Origin of the sequence: Streptococcus oralis SK610 (assembly GCF_000257455.1) — a bacterium.
Taxonomy (GTDB): Bacteria; Bacillota; Bacilli; order Lactobacillales; family Streptococcaceae; genus Streptococcus; species Streptococcus oralis_CB.
This window is the reverse complement of sequence record NZ_AJKQ01000003.1, coordinates 22940-39329: the sequence shown is the minus strand read 5'-3', so window position 1 is coordinate 39329 and position 16390 is coordinate 22940. Positions and strand designations below refer to the sequence as shown.

The 16390-nt window shown below is 43.9% G+C and carries 15 protein-coding genes, 1 riboswitch and 1 other annotated feature; of the genes, 4 read left to right on the top strand and 11 right to left on the bottom strand.

Translation table 11 applies throughout. From position 1 onward, the window contains the following. Positions 1-9: 9 nt before the first annotated feature. The 9 genes from HMPREF1115_RS02990 to HMPREF1115_RS02950 form a co-directional block, all read right to left on the bottom strand. Entirely contained in the window at positions 10-576 is a 567-nt protein-coding gene (locus HMPREF1115_RS02990) for an aminodeoxychorismate/anthranilate synthase component II (RefSeq protein ID WP_000601898.1), read from the bottom strand. Continuing rightward, positions 573-1934: an anthranilate synthase component I gene (gene trpE / locus HMPREF1115_RS02985; protein WP_000439670.1), complete on the bottom strand. Its 1362-nt coding sequence runs from the start codon at positions 1932-1934 to the stop codon at positions 573-575. The genes HMPREF1115_RS02990 and trpE overlap by 4 nt, the downstream gene beginning before the upstream one ends. A gap of 377 nt (positions 1935-2311) precedes the next feature. After that, positions 2312-2537, bottom strand: a binding site (T-box leader). Beyond that, positions 2534-3712, bottom strand: coding sequence for a tryptophan synthase subunit beta (gene trpB, locus HMPREF1115_RS0102000; protein ID WP_000208441.1), 1179 nt, complete (start codon positions 3710-3712; stop codon positions 2534-2536). It overlaps the preceding feature by 4 nt. Before the next feature lie 334 nt (positions 3713-4046). Further along, positions 4047-5273, bottom strand: a complete 1227-nt coding sequence (locus tag HMPREF1115_RS02975) for a DegT/DnrJ/EryC1/StrS family aminotransferase (protein WP_001134537.1) — start codon at positions 5271-5273, stop codon at positions 4047-4049. A gap of 42 nt (positions 5274-5315) precedes the next feature. Continuing rightward, a complete protein-coding gene (locus tag HMPREF1115_RS02970; protein ID WP_000922229.1) occupies positions 5316-6008 on the bottom strand; it encodes a sugar transferase in 693 nt (230 codons plus the stop codon). 218 nt (positions 6009-6226) lie between these two features. Continuing rightward, positions 6227-7969: an ABC transporter ATP-binding protein gene (locus HMPREF1115_RS02965; protein WP_001180040.1), complete on the bottom strand. Its 1743-nt coding sequence runs from the start codon at positions 7967-7969 to the stop codon at positions 6227-6229. After that, positions 7959-9704, bottom strand: a complete 1746-nt coding sequence (locus HMPREF1115_RS02960; protein ID WP_000022581.1) for an ABC transporter ATP-binding protein — start codon at positions 9702-9704, stop codon at positions 7959-7961. Before HMPREF1115_RS02960 ends, HMPREF1115_RS02965 begins: the two co-directional genes overlap by 11 nt. Before the next feature lie 54 nt (positions 9705-9758). Next, complete coding sequence (locus tag HMPREF1115_RS02955; RefSeq protein WP_000174431.1) at positions 9759-10394, bottom strand: DUF421 domain-containing protein; 636 nt, start codon at positions 10392-10394, stop codon at positions 9759-9761. Beyond that, positions 10391-10846, bottom strand: a complete 456-nt coding sequence (locus HMPREF1115_RS02950; protein ID WP_000675325.1) for a DUF3290 family protein — start codon at positions 10844-10846, stop codon at positions 10391-10393. Before HMPREF1115_RS02950 ends, HMPREF1115_RS02955 begins: the two co-directional genes overlap by 4 nt. 133 nt (positions 10847-10979) lie before the next feature. Between HMPREF1115_RS02950 and HMPREF1115_RS02945 the strand changes: the two genes are divergently transcribed. The 4 genes from HMPREF1115_RS02945 to HMPREF1115_RS02930 all read left to right on the top strand — a co-directional run bounded on the left by HMPREF1115_RS02945 (position 10980) and on the right by HMPREF1115_RS02930 (position 14402). Further along, the gene (locus HMPREF1115_RS02945) at positions 10980-11807 is read left to right on the top strand and encodes an exodeoxyribonuclease III (RefSeq protein ID WP_000767460.1); all 828 of its coding nucleotides are present in this window, start codon (positions 10980-10982) and stop codon (positions 11805-11807) included. 11 nt (positions 11808-11818) lie between these two features. Then, positions 11819-12205 (top strand): bleomycin resistance protein, encoded by a 387-nt coding sequence (locus HMPREF1115_RS02940; protein WP_001108701.1) that lies wholly within the window; start codon positions 11819-11821, stop codon positions 12203-12205. Positions 12206-12338: 133 nt separating this feature from the next. Next, positions 12339-12434, top strand: a riboswitch (purine riboswitch). Positions 12435-12558: 124 nt separating this feature from the next. Beyond that, positions 12559-13140, top strand: a complete 582-nt coding sequence (locus HMPREF1115_RS02935; RefSeq protein WP_000770438.1) for a xanthine phosphoribosyltransferase — start codon at positions 12559-12561, stop codon at positions 13138-13140. After that, positions 13140-14402 (top strand): nucleobase:cation symporter-2 family protein, encoded by a 1263-nt coding sequence (locus tag HMPREF1115_RS02930; protein WP_001171650.1) that lies wholly within the window; start codon positions 13140-13142, stop codon positions 14400-14402. The genes HMPREF1115_RS02935 and HMPREF1115_RS02930 overlap by 1 nt, the downstream gene beginning before the upstream one ends. Before the next feature lie 31 nt (positions 14403-14433). Here the strand turns inward: HMPREF1115_RS02930 and HMPREF1115_RS02925 are convergent, their stop codons facing one another. Then, complete coding sequence (locus HMPREF1115_RS02925) at positions 14434-14838, bottom strand: PaaI family thioesterase (protein WP_000651196.1); 405 nt, start codon at positions 14836-14838, stop codon at positions 14434-14436. A 42-nt stretch (positions 14839-14880) separates the two neighbouring features. After that, complete coding sequence (locus HMPREF1115_RS02920) at positions 14881-16389, bottom strand: UDP-glucose--hexose-1-phosphate uridylyltransferase (protein WP_000176970.1); 1509 nt, start codon at positions 16387-16389, stop codon at positions 14881-14883. Between the last annotated feature and the right edge of the window lies 1 nt (position 16390).

The following is a 16390-nucleotide window of genomic DNA, read 5'->3' as shown; positions in this document are numbered from 1 at the left end:
CTAGTTTCCTCACTTTACAACCTTCTCGATAAAATTCCGAATAGAAGACAAGCCGTCTGGCGTTCCGATACTCTCCGGATGGTACTGGAAGCCATAAATTGGAAGGGTTTTGTGTTGAATTCCCATAATGGCTTGGTCATCAGTCGAACGAGCTGTCACTTCAAAGTCTTCTGGCATTTCTTCAATCAAAATACTATGGTAACGCATGACCGGACGGCCATCCTCGATGCCTTGATAGAGAACAGAAGGCGCTTCAAAGCTGATATGGCTCTGTTTCCCATGCATGACCTTGGGAGCCAAACCTAGCTTTCCACCAAAGACTTCTGCGATGGCTTGGTGACCCAAACAAATCCCTAGAATTGGCTTCTTGCCTGCAAAGTCACGAATCATGTCTTCCATCTTTCCAGCATCAACTGGCCAACCAGGACCAGGAGAAAAGACCAGACCATCTGCTTTTTCAGCTTCTTCATACAGCTTGGGATCATCATTTCTCAAGACCTGCACTTCTGCAAAATTCCCAATGTACTGCGCCAAGTTATAGGTAAAAGAATCATAGTTGTCAATCAATAAAATCATGGTCTTAGTTCTCCAATTCTAGTCATAGATTTAGCCTTGTTAATGGTTTCTTGGTATTCGTTTTGGGCGATGGAGTCGTAGACAATCCCTGCCCCAGCCTGTACATAGGCTGTTTGATTTTTGAGAATCATTGTTCGGATGGCGATAGCGAAATCCATATCACCCGTCGCAGACAAGTAGCCGATTGCTCCTGCGTATACGCCTCGTTTTTCCGTCTCCAGTTCATAGATCCGTCTCATGGCCCGAATCTTTGGTGCTCCTGAAACTGTTCCAGCTGGAAGTGTAGCTTTCAAGGCATCCATGGCAGTGAGTTCTGGAAGCAAACGCCCTTTCACCACGCTGGTCAAATGCATAACATAGCGGAAGAGCTCCACTTCCATATACTTGGTGACTTGAACACTTGCCGTTTCAGAGATGCGACCGATATCATTACGTCCCAAATCTACTAACATCCGATGTTCTGCTGTTTCCTTCTCATCAGAAAGGAGGTCTGTCGCCAAGGCCTTGTCCTCTTCATCCGTAGCCCCTCTTGGTCGCGTACCTGCAATCGGATTGGTTGTCACGATGCCATTTTTGACAGAAACCAAACTTTCAGGACTGGCACCGATAATTTGATAATCCCCAAAGTCGTAGAAATAAAGGTAATTAGATGGATTGGTCACGCGAAGATTTCTGTAGAAGTCAAATGGATTTCCAGTAACCTCTGCTGAGAAACGCTGGCTGAGCACGCATTGGAACATATCACCATTACGAATCAAGTCGCGAGCTGTTTCCACCATTTCCTCAAACTTCTGAGGAGCGATATGCGGTTTGAAGTTCAGCGGAGATAGATCCAAATCTTCAAATTCATTTGGAGCAGGAATGCGTAATTCCTCAAGCACTTGGTTCAAGGCTTTTTCCAAGTCTTCTTGACTGCGCTCGCTGTAAAGAGCATCCTCGATAACATGAATTTTTTCCTTCTTGTGGTCAAAAACCATATAGCTCTCATAGACAAAGAAATGCATGTCTGGCGTCCCAATGGTATCTTCAGGGATTTGACCGATTTCTTCATAGAGCGAAATCATATCGTAACCGACAAAGCCAATAGCTCCCCCACCAAAAGGTAGGTCTGAATGGTGCTGGCTCTTATGAGTCACTTCATAAAGGAAATCCAAGGGATCCCGATTAATCACTTGACCATTTTGATAAAGGACTCCATTTTCAAACTGAATCTCAAAAACAGGATTATAAGCTAGGATAGAAAAACGAGCGGTTTCCTTGTCTCTCGGAATACTTTCTAAGATCACCTTGTGTTGCCCTTTTAAGCGCATATAAGCTAAGATTGGTGATAAAACATCTCCATGAATGATTCGTTCCATTGTAATTTCCCTTTCAGTTTCTTATTTTTAATTTTTGGTCTTTTTTCTATTTCCCTTAAATAGTGCGGACGGGAGGTAAAATTATCCAGTGGATGATTTTAGAAATCCATGAAATGAAAGACCTAATTTTCGAGCTCCTCGCTCATTCATTTCTAGGCTCAGGCTAAAATAGTTCCCCGAACTATTTTACTCTCAAAAATTCCGTTCTAGAGAAGTATCTTTGCTTCTCTAGAATACCACTATGGCGGGAAATAGCGGTTCAATGCTCACTTCGTTCACAAATATTTTATAGAAATCTATCTATTGATGAAGTATAGTTTAAAACTGATGACCATATCTACGATAAATATATAAAAATCCCCACGCAAAATAACTTGCGTGAGGACGAAATTCGCGGTGCCACCTCAATTATAGGATTTCTCCTATCTCTCATTCCTGTCTCAGAACTTTCCTATAACAGGCTGTGCGATAAAGGGCACTCCCTTGAGAATTATGTTTTCTTCTCTCGTTTCAGATAGACCCAACCTTACAGCTTTCTCTGCTTGTTTCCAGCAACCACAAGCTCTCTGTGAGAGAAAAGACTGTAATTTTTCCATCTATTATTTTTTATCTTCTAGGTAGTCCGCAATCGCAGCTACGTCCTTGTCTCCACGACCAGAGACATTGATGATGATGATCTCATCTTTACTTAGTTTTGGTGCACGTTTAACCGCTTCTGCGATAGCGTGCGAACTTTCAATCGCTGGGATAATCCCTTCTGTCTTGCTAAGAAGGAGCAAGGCTTGAACCGCTTCTTCATCTGTCGCTGCCACATATTCTACGCGGCCAGAATCTTTAAAGTAGGCGTGTTCTGGACCAACCCCTGGATAGTCCAAACCAGCTGAGATAGAGTAAACTGGCGCCAGCTCTCCATCTTCCTTAAAGACTGCATAGGTCTTCATACCATCGACAATTCCGATACTACCTTTTGTCATAGTAGCTGCGTGCTTGTCTGTATCAAGTCCATGACCGGCAGCTTCGACCCCAACCAATTTGACTTCTTCATCAGCCACATACTGTGAAAAAGCTCCGATGGCATTAGAACCACCACCTACACAGGCAATGACGTAGTCTGGTAAACGGCCTTCTTTTTCTAAGATTTGACGGCGAGATTCTTCACTGATGACCTTTTGGAATTCATGAACGATGGTAGGATAAGGATGAGGCCCTACAGCAGATCCCAAAACGTAGAAGGCTTCAAGGTCATTCATCCATGCTCCAAAGGCTGCATCAACCGCATCCTTAAGAGTTCGTGTCCCCGTTTCAACTGCGTGAACGGTCGCTCCCATCATCTCCATACGGAAGACATTGAGACGTTGACGCTCCACATCTTCTGCCCCCATGTAGACATCACAGGCCATACCAAACTTGGCTGCAGCAGCTGCTGTCGCAACACCGTGCTGACCAGCTCCTGTTTCTGCGATCACTCGTTTTTTGCCCATACGTTTGGCAAGAAGAATTTGTCCTAAAACGTTGTTGAGCTTGTGAGAACCAAGGTGGTTAAGATCTTCGCGCTTGAGATATATCTTAGCTCCACCTAGGTGGTCTGTCAAACTTTCCGCAAAATAAAGCGGTGTTTCGCGACCAGAATAATCCTTCAAGTAATGACGAAATTCTGCCAAAAATTCTGGATCATCCTTGTACTTGTCAAATGTCACTTCCAACTCATCCAACAAAGCCTGAATCGGCTCCGGTACAAAACTACCACCAAATTGTCCAAAATAACCTTTAGTTGTCATAAAATTTTTCCTCTTTCAGTATTAATTTAAAGATATGAAAAAAGCCCACACACAGAATATACTTCCATGTGAGGGCGTTGGTAACGCGGTGCCACCTCAATTATAAAGGGACTATTCCCCTTTACATCTCTGCCTTGTCTAACAACAAGTTGCACTGTAAGGTGTGCGCACCGAATTTTCATTGTTTCAAATTCATTTTTAAAATCAGCCCACTTTCACTACTTCAACCACCTGTTCACAATCACCACAAGCTCCCTGAAGATCAAAAATAGTTACTTTTCTGATTTGTTGAGAATATTATATGTTATTGTCCGCTTTTTGTCAAGATTTTTTATTATTTTTTTCTAGAACCGAGGATTTCTTCAGAAATTCTCACCAAAGTCTGAACGATGTAATCAACTTCTTCATCGCTTAATTTAGTGTGAAGAGGAAGCGTAATTTCATTTTCAAAGAAGGCATAGGATCTTGGATAATCTGCCATATCAAAACCAAGATTCTTATAGGCTGTCAAGAGAGGAAGCGGTTTATAGTGTACATTACTTGCAATTCCTGCTTTGGCCAATTCTTGAATGATAATATTGCGTTCTTCTAAGCTTGCTCCTTCTACATGAGTGATGTATAGGTGGCGTGAAGATTCAACAGTATCAGTCTTGTGTGCCAATGGACGGATACGAGAACCTGCAAAACCTCGATCGTAGCGGTCCACGATGTCCTTACGACGTTGTAGCAAAGCTGGGTAACGATCCAATTGTACCAAACCAATCGAAGCCATGATATCCGTCATGTTGCACTTGTAGGCTGGTGTTACGATATCGTATTCCCATGAACCCAATTGCATCTTGGCAAGAGCATCTTTGGTTTGACCATGAAGGGAAAGGATTTGGAACTCCTTGTACATCTCTTCGTCGTCAATCGCTGGATTGGCTTTCCAAGTCGCACTTCCTCCCTCAGCCGTTGTAAAGTTCTTAACGGCATGGAATGAGAAGGAAGTAAAGTCAGCGATCGAACCAGCTGGTTGCCCTTTGTAAGTAGATCCCAAAGCATGGGCACTATCAGAGACAATCACAATACGGTTAAAGGCTTTTTGCCACTTGCTAGCAGCTGTAAAGAGATCACGTTTTTTCTCCACAACTTGGAACAAACGGTCATAGTCGCACACAATCCCTGCAAGCTCAACAGGAATAATCACCTTAGTTTTCTCAGTAATAGCTTGCTCAAGCAAGTCATAGTCCATTTCAAAAGTATCTGCTTGAATATCCACCATGACAGGTGTCGCTCCTACGTGTGTGATGACACTACATGAAGCTGTATAGGTCATAGCTGGAACGATGACTTCATCACCTGGTCCCACTTCCAAAACACGTAAAATCAACTCAAGGGCAGTAGTCGCAGAGTTGAGGCAGACAGTCTTAGGTGTCTGTGTGTATTGGGACAAGCGACGCTCCAGTTCTTTTGTCTTAGGACCTGTTGTAATCCAACCAGAACGAAGGGTATCTGCTACTTCAGCAATTTCAGCTTCTGTAATATCAGGCGGTGAAAATGGAATATTGTAATTTGGCATTGATTTGCTCCTTTTATCTGTACTCATTTTCTCATGACTACTTTATTTTAGCACTTCAAACACGGTTTGAAACATGATTTTGATGTCTCCAAGGAAACTAAACTCTCGGAGATAGGCGAGGTTATAGCGCATCTTTTCAGGAAGGACGTGTTCGACATAGGCCTGGTCAACTGACAGACCTTTCTCCGTCATTTGACTGATGATGGTGTCCTCATCCTTGTAGTTGATACTAGCTGGAGAGGTGATTCCGGCTGGTAAGAGCAAGGTCGCCATCATTTCAGGGCTATACTGCTCGGTGTAACGTGGCACCTCAGGTCTTGTGCCTACAAAGGACATCTCGCCTTTAAGGACATTGACCAGCTGAGGTAGTTCGTCCATGCGCACACGGCGAATGAAATTTCCCACTTTGGTAATGCGACTATCATTAGCTGAAGTCACCAGACTTCCTTTTTTATCCGCATCCGTCACCATAGTACGGAACTTCCAAATCTTGAACGGACGGTTGTACTGGGTCACGCGCTCTTGCATGTAAATGACAGGTCCCTTGCTATCCAACTTGATCCAAATGCTCAAGATGAGAAAGATGGGGGAAGTCAAAATCAGTAAAACCAAGGCCAGAACCCAGTCCAGACAACGCTTGAAAATCAGCGAACCTTTCCTTTTAGAGACAAGCTGGTAGTAAGACTCAACCTCGCTTGATTGCATTTCCACGGGCAAGTCTTCCCATTTCAGCATGCTGTTTCTCCTTTGTTTTTATTATACTATTTGTCAACATTTTTCATTATACCACAAAATAGAAAAGGCGGTGCAAGAAATCTGTAATTTAAAGAATTTCCTTCTTATACTCAATGAAAATCAAAACGCAAACTAGGAGTCTAGCCACAGGCTGCTCAAAGTACAGCTTTGAGGTTGCAGATAAAGCTGACGTGGTTAGAATAGATTTTCAACGAGTATTAGGACATGGCACCTGCCTGCAAGCTATACATCTTGTGATAGGTTCCTTCCAAGGCCAAGAGTTCCTCATGGGTTCCACTCTCAATGATGCGCCCCTTGTCCAAGACATAGATGCAGTTGGCGTCTTGGATGGTCGAAAGGCGATGGGCGATGGCAATGGTTGTCCGCCCCTGTCTCATCTTAGCTAGGGAATCTTGAACCAAACTTTCTGTTTCCGAGTCAATATTGGCTGTCGCTTCATCCAAAATCAAGATTTTAGGCTGACTTGCGACTGTTCTGGCAAAGGCAAGAAGCTGACGCTGTCCAGTAGAAAAGCTCGAACCACGCTCAGACACAGGTGCATCATAATCCTGCGGAAGCTCCTGAATAAAGGAATCTGCATCCACAAAGGCAGCCGCAGCCTGGACCTCTTCATCACTAAGATCTTGGTACATGGCGATATTGGACTTGATAGTCCCATGATAGAGGAAGGGATCCTGCAAGACTAGACCGATATTTTTTCTCAGCTCTTCCTGACTGTAGTCCCTAATATCCACACCATCCAAGAGAACTCGACCTGACTGAAATTCATAAAAACGCATGAGGACATTGATAATGGAAGATTTCCCCGAACCTGTATGACCTACAAAGGCAATGGTTTCGCCCTTGTTAACTGAAAAGGAAATATCATCCAGAATCTGGTGTTTGCCGTCATATGAGAAACACACATGTTCAAAACGGATATTGCCCTCTTTGATTTTGGCTTGCCCATTTTCTTGAAGAGGCTCATAGGTCTTCTCGTCAATCAAGGCAAAGACACGACCTGCAGACACCATGGAAGTTTGAAGGGTTGAAAAGTTTTGCGTCACCTCAATTAAGGGATCAAAGAGACGGTTGATGTACTGGATAAAGGCATACATAGTTCCGGCCGTTATCCCTATAGAAAGACCACGGTAACCAAAGTAGGCCATCAAAACGGCGTAGCCTAGGAGTTTCAGCAAACTCATGGCAGGTCTCAAAAAGAGGGCATCCAAGGCTACAGATCGGTTGGCATAGACCAAGTGTTCTTGGTTGATTTCATCAAATTCTGCTTGCAGGCGCTTCTCTTGGTTAAAGGCCTGGATAATCCTGATTCCCTCGATATTCTCTGCCAGCTTACTATTGATATCCGACAAGAGACTTCTGGTTTTTTCGATGATTTTCACTGATTTTTTCCGATAGAGATTGACCAAAAGGAAAATCAAGGGAAGAAATAGCAAAACTAAAGCTGTCAAACGAAAATCCAGCACCAACATGGTATACAGAGTTGTCAGAAAGATAAAAACTGCTGAGATAAAGCTGGATAAAATCCCTGAAAACATATCACTGATGGTCTCGGTATCATTGGTCAAACGAGAAACGATGGATCCTGCTGGCGTCTTGTCAAAATAAGACATGCCCAGTTTTTCCATATTGGCAAAGGCATCCCGACGAATATCTCTGACAATACTGTAGGACACCCGCGCAAAGAGAAGATTTCCAACATACTGAACTAGAGTTTGCAGGAGATAAAGACCATAGTAGACCAGCAAAACGGTCACGGCCAGTTGATTAAGATTGCTGAGGTACTGGTCGATAAAGTGGGAAGCCACAAGGGGAATGATGCTTTTAATGACCGTAGTCGCAAGGAGAAAACTTAATGCCAAAAAGGTCAGGAGGCCGTAAGGCTTGAGATAGGACATCAAGCGCTTCAATACAGTCCATTGTTCTTTCTTATTCTGCATCTTCTTCTCCTTTCATTTCCAACTGCTGAGACTGGTAGGTTTGGGCATACCAGCCATTCAGGGCTAGCAAGTCTTCGTGCGTTCCCTGTTCGATAATCTGCCCATTTTGCAGAACCAGAATCAAATCTGCATGGACAACTGCACTGAGACGATGGGCAGTGATGATGGTTGTCTTATCCTTACGCGTTTCCTTGAGGTTGTCGATAATCGCATACTCTGTCTTGGCATCCACGGCGGACAAGGAATCATCTAAAATTAAGATATCAGGATCTAAAATCATAGCTCGACTCATAGCCAGACGTTGCTTTTGACCACCTGAGAGACTGACTCCTTTTTCACCGATCAACGTATCAAATCCCTGAGGCATGGCTACAATGTCTTGGTAAACTTGGGCTAGCTTAGTCGCTTCCTCTACCGTTGAAAGGGGTAAATTAGGATTGCCAAAGCGGATATTGTCTAAAATAGAGGTCGCAAAGAGGAACTGGTCCTGAGGAACATAGCCCATAAGGCTGCGAAGGTCCGTCAGACGATAATTCCGAATGTCATGACCATTTAGGTAAATAGCTCCTTTATCTACATCGTATTCTCGCAAGAGAAGTTTAATCAAGGATGTTTTCCCAGAGCCTGTCTGACCAACCAAGCCCAGAGTTTGCCCTTTTGCCAAGCTAAAGTGAATATCCGTCAGTGTTTCTTCATTTTCAAAGGCAAAGCTGTCAATAGCATACTCCAAGCGCCCATTTTCAATACCGTCCAGAGGAAATTCAGGATCTTTTACAGGTGATTCCTGAGACAAAAGATCCTCAATCCGCTGATAGGACACCTTCCCTCGCTGAGTAATATTAAAGAGGAAACCAATAGCCATAAGAGGCCAAACCAGCATATCCAAGTAGCTGATAAAGGTAACCAGATTTCCAACCGTAATCTGCCCCTCCTGAACAATCAAAGAACCGACCAAAAGAGTTAAAACGTAGGACGAACCAACAAACAAGAGAACCATAGGGTCAAAGAGACTATCGTATTTCATGGTTTGGAGATTCTTTTGGAAGGTCAATTCATTGACTGCCTGAAAGGACTTCAACTCATCCGCCTGATAACCGAAAGATTTGGTCACTTTGATACCTGATACAGACTCCTGCACCTTGTTATTGAGTTCAGAAAAGGCTGCCTGTGACTCGCCAAAGGCCTTGTGGGTCTTTCTCCCTAGACGACTGGTCGCATAAGCCATAAAAGGCAAGGGAAGAATGGCAACCAAGGTCATTTGCCATGAAATGCTAAAGAGCATGGTCAACAAAGTCACCAGTGCCGTGATAGAAGCATCCACTGCTGACATGACTCCGCCACCTGCCAGACGCGTCAAGGCATTGATGTCATTTGTAGCGTGTGCCATCAGATCCCCCGTCCGATAGGTCTGATAAAAGGCTGGCGACATTTTAGTAAAATGCTCAAACAAACGAGACCGCATAATCTGCCCCAGACGGTAGGAGGTGCCAAGGATATACATGCGCCAAACATAGCGTAGATAGTACATCCCAAAGGCTGCTAGCAGTAGATAAAATAGATTAAGAAGGAGGTCCTGCTGGGTTAATTTCCCCGACGTAATGGCATCAATGACCCGCCCCATGACCATGGGGGGAATGAGATTGAGGACGGAAACCAAGACCAAGGCCACAATCCCGACTAAATAACGGCGCTTTTCTAACTTGAAAAACCACCAGAGTTTTTGAATAATGGACATAAAATCCCTTTCTGATTGCAAATGGAAACCTGAGGCAGAGACCTCAGGTTTTTCTTATTCATAAGTTACGACTGAGACGACACCCTTGTCATACTCAGCGATAAAGATATTGGCAACATTGTCATACCCTTGTTTGCTGAGGTTATCAAGTAGCCATTCTTCGCTCCGACCAATGGACTCCAAAATTTCGACTTGGATCACACCGTCTGTGACAACAGGATACTTGGGATTCTCATCTCCCATTTGGACTACGATGAGTTGACCGTTTTGCTCCTGCATAGCGCGTTTGACTTGTTTGATTTGGAAAATTCCCTGGCTACGGAGCTTAAGTGCTACGTCCGCTGCTGATAAACCAACCGAACGGCAGGCTTCTGGATCAATCTTCCCATTTTTGATGAGCAGAGTTGGCTTCCCATCAATCAAACGTTTCACAAAGTGAACATTATTGTTCAGCCATTTGAGAGTCAAGACCAGAATGGTCCACATAATCAGGATAACTGCATACTGAAGGATACTGATGGCACTATTGTAAATCACCCCACCGATGATACCCCCGAGTACATAGTTCTGAATTTGGTCTATCGCTGAGTTAGGCGCTAGGTTACCCTTTCCTGTCACATTGATTACAAAAACCAGAGAAAAGAGACCCAAGGCTAGTTTGATTAAAATTTCGATATAATTGAGTGTCATTTGTTCACCTCCACCAGTTCAATTGCATCTGTTTTATACAATTCGACATTCTCTAGCAGGTACTTGTCTGGCTCACTTCCGTTCAAGGCACGATAATAGCGATCTCCCACCTTGATAAGTGCGCCATCCGTGTCCGCAGAAGTATTGACATAGACCTCTGACTTGTCTACTCCCAATTCTTTGGAAACAAGCTCGATGAAATGAAGTGAAGCTTGAAATTTATTATTAGATACTTGATTGTTTTGATAAGTTGTGATGCTGACCAAAAGGAGAGCTAATAAGGTCAAAGCTGAAATCATGACCAACTCACGAAATTTGGTCCCCTTTTTATCATGATAAGCTTTGAAAGCTAAAAATCCTGTCACAGCTAATAGGACAATCCCTAAACCAAGCATGATGCCATTTTGCTGACCAATTTGGCTGAGGACATAGTCATAAGAATAGAATTTCATGTGTTTTCACTCCCTTTCATAAAATCATTCTTAATTATAAACGAAAGAGGGTGATTTTTCAAACCATACGTTGGGGAAATACGTCTTTTTTTGGTATAATATAGTCTGTAATCTGAATGAAAAAGGTAACATTATGAAACTCATCTCATGGAATATCGATTCCCTCAATGCAGCCCTAACGAGCGACTCAGCTCGTGCCAAATTGTCCCAAGAAGTCCTACAAACCTTGGTAGCCGAAAATGCTGATATTATCGCTATCCAAGAAACCAAGCTTTCTGCAAAGGGCCCTACTAAGAAACACCTAGAAGTGCTTGAAGAACTCTTTCCAGGTTATGAAAACACTTGGCGTTCCTCTCAAGAACCTGCCCGCAAAGGCTATGCTGGAACCATGTTCCTTTATAAGAAAGAACTCACACCAACAATCAGCTTCCCAGAAATCGGTGCCCCTTCTACCATGGATTTGGAAGGCCGCATCATTACCTTGGAATTTGATGCATTTTTCGTAACCCAAGTATACACTCCAAACGCTGGCGACGGTCTCAAACGCTTGGAAGAACGCCAAGTCTGGGATGTCAAATATGCTGAGTATTTGGCGCAACTAGACAAAGAAAAACCAGTCCTTGCGACCGGTGACTACAACGTGGCCCACAAGGAAATCGACCTTGCAAATCCTGCCAGCAATCGCCGTTCACCTGGTTTTACCGACGAGGAACGTGCTGGATTTACCAACCTTTTGGCAACTGGATTTACCGACACATTCCGCCACATTCACGGTGATGTCCCAGAGCGCTACACTTGGTGGGCACAACGCAGTAAGACTTCTAAAATCAACAATACAGGCTGGAGAATCGACTACTGGCTCACTAGCAACCGCGTGGCTGACAAGGTGACCAAGTCTGACATGATTGACTCGGGTGCGCGTCAAGACCATACGCCGATTGTATTGGAAATTAAACTTTAAGGATTTTCACTATGAACTACAATGCAGTCATTCCCGAGTTTGTTGTAAGTGATTTAGAACAGTCCCGTTCCTTCTACTGCGACTTACTTGGTTTTAGAATTGAATACCAACGGCCAGAAGAAAACTTCCTCTTTCTTTCGCTTGAAGAGTGTCAACTGATGTTAGAGGAAGGAACACCCGAGGAACTGGCCAACCTTACCTACCCTTTTGGAAAAGGTGTCAACCTATCCTTTGGTATAAAGGATGTCCCACAACTTTATCAAAAAGTGACCGAGGCCAACTATCCTATATATCGTCCTTTGACTAAACGAACATTTCGTGTTGAGGATCATTATATCTATCCTCACGAATTTGCAGTGTTAGATCCAGATGGCTATTTTTTAAGATTTAGCGAATAGAAGAATAAAAGGCTACAATACTTTCTAGCGTTGCAGCCTTTTATTCGTTCGCTTTTATGATCTATTTACCAACAAAATATTTGATTTATAAAGCTAATTGGTGTAAAATAAAAACATTGGCAGCAGCCTATTTAAATTTGAATATCATTTTACTTGTTTATGTCGTGAATTGGCACGACGTTTCTACAAGGTGCCGGAACACCTAACAATGAGTAAGTCTGTTGAGGGTATGTTTTTAGACATACCTATTTTGAGGGCTTGCTTATCTGTTAAGTAGGTCCTTTTTTCTAGCCCTTTTTGAGATGATAAAGGCGATAGAAAAACACGAAAGAGTTTAGACTTTAGGAGGTCTTATGAAATTATTAGAAGGGCGCATCCTCGAGGATGGGCATATCTTGGGTGACAACATCCTCAAGGTGGATTCCTTTTTAACCCATCAAGTTGACTTTAGCTTGATGCGAGAGATTGGTAAGGTATTTGCGGACAAATTCGCTTCTGCTGGCATTACTAAGGTCGTAACCATTGAAGCTTCAGGCATTGCCCCTGCCGTTTTTACAGCTGAAGCCTTAGATGTTCCTATGATTTTCGCCAAGAAAGCTAAAAACATCACCATGAACGAAGGCATCCTAACTGCTGAAGTCTACTCCTTTACCAAGCAGGTGACCAGCACGGTTTCCATCGCTGGAAAATTCCTCTCACCTGAGGACAAGGTCTTGGTTATTGACGATTTCCTTGCTAATGGCCAAGCTGCCAAAGGCTTGATCCAAATCATCGAACAAGCCGGAGCAAAAGTTGAAGCGATAGGTATCGTGATTGAAAAATCCTTCCAGGATGGTCGTGATTTGCTTGAGAAAGCTGGCTATCCAGTTCTATCACTCGCTCGTTTGGAACGTTTTGAAAACGGTCAGGTCGTATTTAAGGAGGCAGATCTCTAATGCAAAAACAAGAAAAACACTCGCAAGCAGCCGTTCTTGGCTTACAGCACTTACTAGCCATGTACTCAGGTTCTATCCTGGTTCCTATCATGATTGCGACAGCTCTTGGCTATTCAGCTGAACAGTTGACCTACCTAATCTCCACAGATATCTTCATGTGTGGGGTGGCCACCTTCCTCCAACTCCAACTCAATAAATACTTTGGAATTGGACTACCAGTCGTTCTTGGAGTTGCTTTTCAGTCAGTCGCTCCCTTGATTATGATTGGGCAGAGTCACGGTAGCGGAGCCATGTTTGGTGCCCTTATCGTTTCAGGGATTTATGTAGTTCTGATTTCAGGCATTTTTTCAAAAGTAGCCAATCTCTTCCCCTCTATCGTAACAGGCTCTGTTATTACCACGATTGGTTTAACCTTGATTCCTGTCGCTATCGGAAATATGGGAAATAATGTTCCAGAGCCAACTGGTCAAAGTCTCTTGCTTGCAGCTATCACTGTTCTGATCATCCTCTTGATTAATATCTTTACCAAAGGATTTATCAAGTCTATCTCCATTTTGATTGGTCTGGTTGTCGGAACCGCCATTGCTGCTACTATGGGCTTGGTTGATTTCTCCCCTGTTGCGGCAGCACCACTAGTCCATGTTCCTACTCCCCTCTACTTTGGGATGCCAACCTTTGAAATCTCTTCTATTGTCATGATGTGTATCATCGCAACGGTGTCTATGGTTGAATCTACTGGTGTTTACCTGGCCTTGTCTGATATTACCAATGACCCAATCGACAGCACGCGCCTACGCAACGGTTACCGCGCAGAAGGTTTAGCTGTCCTTCTCGGTGGAATATTTAACACCTTCCCTTACACAGGATTTTCACAAAACGTTGGTTTGGTTAAATTATCAGGTATCAAGACTCGCCTGCCAATCTACTACGCAGCTGGTTTCCTAGTCCTCCTTGGACTACTTCCTAAGTTTGGAGCCCTAGCTCAAATCATTCCGAGTCCCGTCCTTGGAGGTGCTATGCTGGTGATGTTTGGTTTTGTTTCCCTTCAAGGGATGCAAATCCTAGCTCGCGTTGACTTTGCTAACAATGAACATAACTTCCTTATCGCAGCTGTCTCAATCGCTGCTGGTGTAGGTCTAAATAATAGTAATCTCTTTGTCAGCATGCCGACAGCCTTCCAAATGTTCTTCTCAAATGGAATCGTCGTAGCCAGCCTACTGGCCATTGTACTCAATGCCGTCCTAAACAGGAAGAAAAAATAAGAAAAAGAGGTGTGAGCCTCTTTTTGTTTCTCTATATCCTTACCTGTCTTTCTTCAGACCTCTGGCCTGTGACAAACATGGTAAAGGTGGCTTTGCAGACATTTCTACCTTCTTGATTGGTGATATCAACATCTACCACACAGGTTGTGCGTCCATGATGGACACATTCTCCTTTAATGGTCAGCACATCGTCAAGTTTTCCTGCTTTGAGGTAGTTGATAGAGGACTGGAGCGTCACTCCATCAAGTCCCAGCGAGATAACCACCAAACCACTGATCTGGTCACAAAGGGTGAAGAGATAGCCACCATGGGCATTTCCATAGTAGTTGAGCGACGAGTCCACCACTTTCGTCGTCACCACAACATGACCATCTCTCATTTTTTCTATTTCGTAATTTTCAAAGGCAGATATAGCGTCAAAATGAAAATCTTTCATCGTTTCCTCCTGATAGTTCAAACGACACTATGATACTACTTTTTATAGGACTGTGCAAGGAGAAAGCTCCCAGTCTGGTAAAATTCCGACCTGTTCTACAAAGCGCATAAAGGCTGCCTGTCCTTGTTCCGTCTGCTTGTAAACCCCCGCGTCCTCCAGAACACGTGCAAAGATGTCACCCACAGAGTCCTTGACGATTTCAAGGGCTTTTTCTTTATCTTTTAGGTCTGGATGTTGGACTTTGAGCTGGTCTGCCCATTTCTGATGATAGTCGGCAACTGAGACTTCTTCTCCTACGAGGTAGCTGGCGACTTGCTCCACTTCTGCTTTCAAACGAGGTGGTAAGATTGCCAAGCCCATGACCTCAATCAAGCCGATATTTTCCTTCTTGATATGTTGGACATCCTTGTGGGGATGATAGATACCATCAGGATGCTCTGCCGAAGTCTGATTGTCCCGCAAGACCAAATCCAACTCAAACTGTCCATCGCGTTTACGAGCAATGGGTGTGATGGTATGATGCGGTGTCCCGTCTGTCTCTGCTAAAATCTGCACACTAGAATCTGAATACTGACGCCATTCCTGCAAAATCTTGTCCGCCAAATTGATCAAATCCTCTTTAGAATCCGAGGTCAAACGTAGCACTGACATTGGCCACTTGACAATCCCAGCCTTGACCTGCTCAAAACCAGCAAATCGGAAAGCCTTTTGCAAGGGAGCCAATTCCATAGGAAATACGTGACGACCTCCCTGATAGTGATCATGAGTCAGGATAGAGCCCCCCACAATCGGAAGGTCGGCATTAGAGCCTGCAAAATAGCCAGGAAACTGCTCTACGATAGCCAACAAACGCTCAAAACTCTGACGACTAATGGCCATGGGACGATGCTGGCCATCTAAGAAAATACAGTGCTCATTAAAATAAGCATAGGGCGAATACTGGAAGCCCCACTCCTGACCCGCCATTTCAAAACGGATAATGCGGTGATTGCTGCGAGCTGGATGGTTAACCCGACCATGGTAGCCTTCGTTCTCTATACAAAGCTGACACTGGGGATAATTGCTAGCTTGCACCAACTTGGCTGCTGCAATCTCCTTTGGATCCTTTTCAGGCTTAGAGAGGTTGATGGTAATCTCAAGTTCTCCGTAGTCAGATGGAACACGATAAGCAATATTTTTTGCAATGGCCTTGAGTTTGATGTAGTCATTTTTCTGGCTAAGTTGGTAGAAGTCCGCAATTGCCTGTTCGGGAGATTGGGCATAGGTTGCCCAGAAGTCACGATTGACCTGACTTGGACAAGGCGTTACCAAGTCCATTAGTTCAGCACCGAGGATTTCACACGCAGCCTGACTATCCTCAATCGTCTCTAATCGAACCGCTTCCTCAACCAACTGGTCTTTGAGGTCAATCAATTTATCTAGATCCGTCTCCATTTCCAAAACTCCTTCGCCCACCCGTGCTAAAACACGGTTGGTCAGGTAGATGCGATCCATTTCCTCAAATGAACTTTCAGCAATGACATGTGTTACAAATTTATCTACTAAGGTCACT

Bases quoted from the DNA above. Each gene is read 5' to 3' on its own strand.
- HMPREF1115_RS02990 (WP_000601898.1), bottom strand. From the start codon at position 576: ATGATTTTATTGATTGACAACTATGATTCTTTTACCTATAACTTGGCG.
- trpE (WP_000439670.1), bottom strand. From the start codon at position 1,934: ATGGAACGAATCATTCATGGAGATGTTTTATCACCAATCTTAGCTTAT.
- trpB (WP_000208441.1), bottom strand. From the start codon at position 3,712: ATGACAACTAAAGGTTATTTTGGACAATTTGGTGGTAGTTTTGTACCG.
- HMPREF1115_RS02975 (WP_001134537.1), bottom strand. From the start codon at position 5,273: ATGCCAAATTACAATATTCCATTTTCACCGCCTGATATTACAGAAGCT.
- HMPREF1115_RS02970 (WP_000922229.1), bottom strand. From the start codon at position 6,008: ATGCTGAAATGGGAAGACTTGCCCGTGGAAATGCAATCAAGCGAGGTT.
- HMPREF1115_RS02965 (WP_001180040.1), bottom strand. From the start codon at position 7,969: ATGCAGAATAAGAAAGAACAATGGACTGTATTGAAGCGCTTGATGTCC.
- HMPREF1115_RS02960 (WP_000022581.1), bottom strand. From the start codon at position 9,704: ATGTCCATTATTCAAAAACTCTGGTGGTTTTTCAAGTTAGAAAAGCGC.
- HMPREF1115_RS02955 (WP_000174431.1), bottom strand. From the start codon at position 10,394: ATGACACTCAATTATATCGAAATTTTAATCAAACTAGCCTTGGGTCTC.
- HMPREF1115_RS02950 (WP_000675325.1), bottom strand. From the start codon at position 10,846: ATGAAATTCTATTCTTATGACTATGTCCTCAGCCAAATTGGTCAGCAA.
- HMPREF1115_RS02945 (WP_000767460.1), top strand. From the start codon at position 10,980: ATGAAACTCATCTCATGGAATATCGATTCCCTCAATGCAGCCCTAACG.
- HMPREF1115_RS02940 (WP_001108701.1), top strand. From the start codon at position 11,819: ATGAACTACAATGCAGTCATTCCCGAGTTTGTTGTAAGTGATTTAGAA.
- HMPREF1115_RS02935 (WP_000770438.1), top strand. From the start codon at position 12,559: ATGAAATTATTAGAAGGGCGCATCCTCGAGGATGGGCATATCTTGGGT.
- HMPREF1115_RS02930 (WP_001171650.1), top strand. From the start codon at position 13,140: ATGCAAAAACAAGAAAAACACTCGCAAGCAGCCGTTCTTGGCTTACAG.
- HMPREF1115_RS02925 (WP_000651196.1), bottom strand. From the start codon at position 14,838: ATGAAAGATTTTCATTTTGACGCTATATCTGCCTTTGAAAATTACGAA.